The 5,450-nt window shown below is 62.0% G+C and carries 3 protein-coding genes; 1 reads left to right on the forward strand and 2 read right to left on the reverse strand.

Annotation, left to right across the window (positions count from 1 at the left end):
* The coding region (locus EOA33_RS39785; RefSeq protein WP_210212591.1) for a hypothetical protein at positions 1-254 on the forward strand (254 nt) is incomplete at its 5' end.
* An 800-nt stretch (positions 255-1,054) separates the two neighbouring features.
* Here EOA33_RS39785 and EOA33_RS22610 read toward each other — a convergent pair.
* Positions 1,055-1,714, reverse strand: coding sequence for a hypothetical protein (locus tag EOA33_RS22610; RefSeq protein ID WP_127406636.1), 660 nt, complete (start codon positions 1,712-1,714; stop codon positions 1,055-1,057).
* A 2-nt stretch (positions 1,715-1,716) separates the two neighbouring features.
* Complete coding sequence (locus tag EOA33_RS22615) at positions 1,717-4,899, reverse strand: N-6 DNA methylase (protein ID WP_210212592.1); 3,183 nt, start codon at positions 4,897-4,899, stop codon at positions 1,717-1,719.
* Positions 4,900-5,450 lie beyond the last annotated feature (551 nt).

The raw sequence follows: 5,450 nt of genomic DNA on the forward strand, positions 1-5,450 counted from the left end.
CGCAAAGGGCAGCCGGGACTGAGGCGAGCCTCATCCCGCCGGCAGCGGCGGCGCCCGCAGCGGCCAATGCCGTCGATTTTTCGGCTTTGGCGGCCCGGGCGGCGGCGACCAGGATCTCGCCGCAAAAAGAGGCCGTGATTGCGGCCATTCTCACCGAGGCTAAATCTTTCCGTCCGCGGTCGACTGACGCCGAGACATTCGACCGCAATTTAAGCGTCGTCGCGGAAGCTTTGCCGGACGTGGTGGATGACTAATTCCGCCGACAGCGTAGCGAGGCGATGTTAATCCATGCAGGGCGCAATCTCAGCCAAAGTTGGATTCTGAGTTGCATAGGGTCCGGAAACGAGCAGGGCGAAAGGTTCGTCCAGCCAGTGACGAAACCGGCCTCGCGCACAGAATTCTGACAGTGCCCGGGGTGTTCGCCGATCGGCCGCTTACCGCCATCAAGCCTATTCATATCGAAGAATTAGGCAGTTCACCTCCTCTTACGTCTTTAACAGTGCCCTGCGTCACGTTCTCGCCCTCTACAACTGGGCCATCCGCATGCACTGGTGGACATGCGCAATCCATGCAGCCCCATCGGTGACCGCAAGCTAATCCGGCGCCGGCGTGACTATAGCACCCAGCAAATCCAGCAGATTGCCCGAGCCATATTCTTTCCGGTGAGGCTCCGCCAGCGATCGACCATCTGACCGGCTTCGCAAAGCGGGACTTGGCACTGGTCCTAGGTTATGCGCTTACCGCCAACGACCAGATGGAGGAACTTTGCAACTCCATGGGCAATCCTCTTCCTCACAAGCTCGCCCCAGCTCAACAAAGCCGAGTTCGGCCATTTCGGCCTGGGGAAGCTCGTCTGGCACAAGCACAACACCAAAGGCATCCAACTGTGCGTTTGCGCTATGAGTACGAATGCGCGAACCGGCAGAGCTCGCTTATGGCCGGCGACGGGAATGGACATTTGCCAATATCCGGCGCGTATGCACTATGTACCACCGCAGCAGGTAGCGGTGCCCGCGCGATTGAATGCCTCGCTCCCAGCAGTAAGCTCGCCGACTTAGATGCTATTGAAAGCGGCGGCCGGAAATGGGATCAGCGCGTGACGGATCTCGATCTCTTGGCCGCTCGCCGGCCGGACGTGCCGCGTCGCGAAGCGCTGGATGTCGCCGACCGCCCCCACCGCAACGGGTGGCCCGGAGAGCCCGACGGCCACCTTGTGGCCGTCAATTGCTGCCTGAACGCGGCCCATAGCAAATTCACAATCGCCGTCGAGCACGTAGCCGAGCATGCAACCGACGGAAAGCCCTTCGGCATATTGCTCGGTGGTGAATCGTTTCAGCCCCTCACCAACATAGCGGGTGGCGAGCGACTGCCTAGCGCCGCGATAGAGCACATTCAGCCGCTTGCACTCATAGGCGAGGTAGCGGTCGCGTTCACGGTCGAGCAGCACGGCCATGTCAATCTGGCCCTTGCTGAAGGCGAGTCCGTCGGCGGTAAAGCCGAAGGGTTCGTACTGATATTCCAGCCAGTGGAAGAGCTTGCGCGCTTCCACGTCCTTGGATAGGGCGTGTACCAGGTTGGTCGTGATGACGTCCTCTTCAGGGTTGGGCGGCAGTAGCGCCAGGCATCGTGGCCAAACCGCGACGATGCGGTCAAGTAGTCGATCATCGATCGAGATGAACAGCCCGGCCCAGTAGCTCGGATCTCCGACAACCATGCCTAGGCCATGCCTTCTTGTTTTTTCTTCAGGCCGGCGAAATCCTGCAGGTCGAGGGCGATCGCGTCCGCATCGCTGAGAGCAGCCGATCGCAGCCAAAAGCGGAGCTGCATCGGTTTTACAAGGTAGAGGCTGTTGCCGTCGAAGACCCGAAAATCGGGCATCAGTTGAAAGTTGCCGGGCAACGGCTGATGGACGTTTTTAAAAATCTTGATGAGAAGGTCGCGCACTTCCGCATTCGACGACTCCGCGTAGGGCGTCGGCCGGCCAGCTGGATCCAGCTTCAGCTTCAGCACCGCGAGGTCGTCGTTGTGGGCCTCGAGGCGCGCGCCGACCGGATGGTCGCCACCGAACCAGGCGGCAAGCGCGTCCGTCATGACCTGCGCGTAAGCGATCCGATCCTTGCGCGTTGAGCCCCTCCAGATCGCCGGGAAGCTGCCCTGGTGAGGCTGGATGGCCGGCAGGATGAAGCGGGCGGCGTCCTCGATCAGAGCGATCTCCTCCGGCGACAGGCAGAAATAGTCGTAAGCCAACTTGTCGATTTCGGTAAAGATGGCGTCCGGGTCGGCATCCAGTGCGAATCCCGGTATGTTGAGCGCGCGGTCGATCGTCTCTACTAATCCGTCCGCGGCCCGCTGCGCCCGCAAAGGTTCGGGCATTTCCCCCGGTCCTGGAAACGGAAGGCGCACGAGTTCCGATTTCTGAATCTCTGGCCGATCGGAACCGAGCGAGGCAGTCTCGTGGAACGCGAACCACATCAGAACCCGGCTGTTGAGTAGCGCGGTCAGGAGCTTCCCGCGTCGCTCCTCGCCGGCCGGCACGGTGAGGCCTTGGATGATGCTGGAGAAGGTGCAGTCCTCGACACAATAGGCGGCGCGCAGACGCCCTCGGCCGACCTGGACACCCCGGGGGATGAGCACTCTGTCGCCGGTATAAGCCGCCTCGAAGCCTCGCCGGTGAACCGTCCGGGTCTGCCATTTCGGAGAGCCATCCAGGTCTGGCTTTGCGATGGCCAGCCGTGGCAAATCTTCGATCTTAATATGCGGCAACACGCCTACATAGTCGCTACGAACCGTGTGGTAGGATGGTTTCCCAATATGTTTGGCCACCGCCTGCTTGAAACCATCGCCCAAGACCCATCCCCGGCCATGGGCAGTGCCTCTGGCCACATCACCGAAGATTGCGACCAGTTGATCGAGCCGCGTGAAGCCTGAAAGATAATTGAAGAGCTTGCCTTCCGGTTCGCTCATCCATAGCCGCCTTTTGAAGATCAGCGGATCAGCCTTTGCAGACTTCGACGTTATGAAACTCTTGTCAGCGCTAGAGAGGGTTATCAGCCGCTTGACCTTGAGGTTGAGATCGGCCTTGGGCGCCCAGTAGTCGAAGCGATAAGCTGGCTGTCCGGCCGGTGCGGGGCCGAAGATGATCAGCGCCGCCGCCCGGACCGCGCCATCGAAGAGCTGGAAGCGTAGATCCGCGAAGTTCACGACTCGGCGCACACGCGCGGTCGCAATCAGACGGCTGCGCGCCGCGACGGAGACGTCGGAATGGTTGTGGAGGAAGCCCATGGCAGGTAACAGGAAGGCTACATATCCATCCGAGCGCAGGTGCAGCATCGCCTTCCAGGTGAACGCCCATGCATCCTCCTGCAACGGCATCGGCAGCTTGCGCTCAGCGCACCACGTGATCGAGGAGCGGCTCGGCCCGCGGCGGCTGGTCCATGGCGGATTGCCTATGACGACGTCGACTTTTGCAGCAGTGGCGTCGACCGCAAAGAAGTCGCGGCAAACCAGTGTCTTACCCCAGACCTCGGGCAGAACGTTGCCCTTTTTGATGAGTTGGCGAATGTCGGGCGGATCGACCTGCTCCAGGAGGGCAATATAGAGCGAAAACACCGCCACGCGTACCGCGCCGGGATTTAGGTCGAAGCCGCGCACACGCGACAGCATCGAGAGCAGGCTCGTCCAGCGGATGGTCGTGGAGGTTCGGGTCTGACGCCAGTGCTCGCACAGCCGCTGGAAAGAGCGTACCAGAAAGATACCTGAGCCGCAGGCCGGGTCGAGAAATTCCCCCTTCTCCCTCACCGAGTCGGGCAACGCGTCCCAGACTTGGGTGACGACGGTGTCGGCCAAGAACATCGGGGTGTAGTAGGCGCCCCTCTCCCGGCGCTCGGCCTCACGTTCGCCGAGAAACCGGTCGTAGACGGCGCTGATCAACTCGATCGGAATGTGCTTGAAGTCGTATCCCCAAAAGTGCATCTGGCCAGCGCCCATTTCCTCGTGGCCATCGCGGAAGCGGGACAGCACGTGGAGATGAGGAGGTCCGATGATTGGCGGGCTCTCGTCTGGCTCGAACGAGCAGGGAGCGACAAAGAGGTCGCCGTTGAAGTCTATCCGAAGAGCGGAAAACAGTGCCTCCAACCGAGCCACCTCGCCGGTCCGCAGCAAGCCGACGAGGTTCTTTGCCCGCCGCCCGGAGGCCGCTTCGAAATAGTCCGGTCCAACGATCTCGCGGTCCTCTAGATAGGCAATGAACATCGTCTGGATCAGTAGCGCCTGCGCGGCGTCGGGATCGAGACCTGCACCGACGAGCAGCGCGTGCGACCGGGTCAGATTCTCCAGTAGTACGCTGTCGACTCGCTCGCGCGGATTGAAGAATTTAGCGTGCTCTTCCCAGAAGCGCCCTGACTCGACGCCGTAGACGATGCCCTTTAGCGCCAACGCGTCCGCGCTCACCGTCAGCGTCTCCACTAGGCAACGCCGCTCAAATTCGTCACCCGGATTTGAATATGGCGTACGTGACAGTGAGAAGACGCGCACGATGTCCTCGGTGAGCACGACCAAGAGGCTCGCGAGTCCTTGATTCCACAGCGCGGCATGCAGAGCTACGACCCTTTCCCGCTCATAGCGTTCGAGCGAGGCGATGACGACGGTGGGCACACCCTGGACGCAGAACACCCCGGACGCGCCGAGCCCATCCAGCGTCGCTCTGATCGCGGCGGCGTGGGGGGTGTCGCGCACCGAATCGAGACTCTCATACAGGTCGGGGGCGTCTCGACCTGCCAAGTCGAGGCGCTGCCGCCAGGCGTCATCCAGTGGCAAGGCAGAGAGCGTCATCGCCCGCCCGGCAGGATGCGCCTCATCGGCGCGACGGCGCGTCTCGGTCGTTCGCGGAATATGACCCAAGTGGGGCACGCGGAGCCGCGTTGCTGATTTGACCTGTGGAACAAGCGATGCGCTGCCTGACTTGGTGTGTTGTTCGGCCCACCATGAATCAGCGGCCGTCCCCCGTCAATGGCAAGTTCTCTGTATGTTCTGCGGCTGTCGGATGCAGCCATACCTGCCGCCCCGTCTGAACCGACCGCGGGAATGGACATTTGCGGTGCCGGTTGGGAGCTTAAGGCGCCGAACGACGGAGCCCACCTGCAACGGAGGGTCCGACGGAGGGTCCCGCAGGGAGACGGTTGGATGCCTTGCACATCGGCGGACGGCGTACACACGACCCATTGCTGGCCATTGTGACCCGTGGCTGGCACGAAGGAGCCAAAGAGACGCCGCAGGCAGCCGACCAATGCGCCACAGTCGAGGCGCGGCGATGCACCGGCAGAAAGAGCGCTAGTGGGCGCGACAGCGCTTGGCTTCGGCCTGGACCGGCGCAACCGCTCATCGCCCGGGTCTTCCGCGTGGCGGACCAGCAACGCAGGTCTGGCGGGGTGCCACCTTCAGTGCTGCTACTC

The sequence above is a fragment of the Mesorhizobium sp. M4A.F.Ca.ET.050.02.1.1 genome (genome assembly GCF_003997725.1).
Classification (GTDB): domain Bacteria; phylum Pseudomonadota; class Alphaproteobacteria; order Rhizobiales; family Rhizobiaceae; genus Mesorhizobium.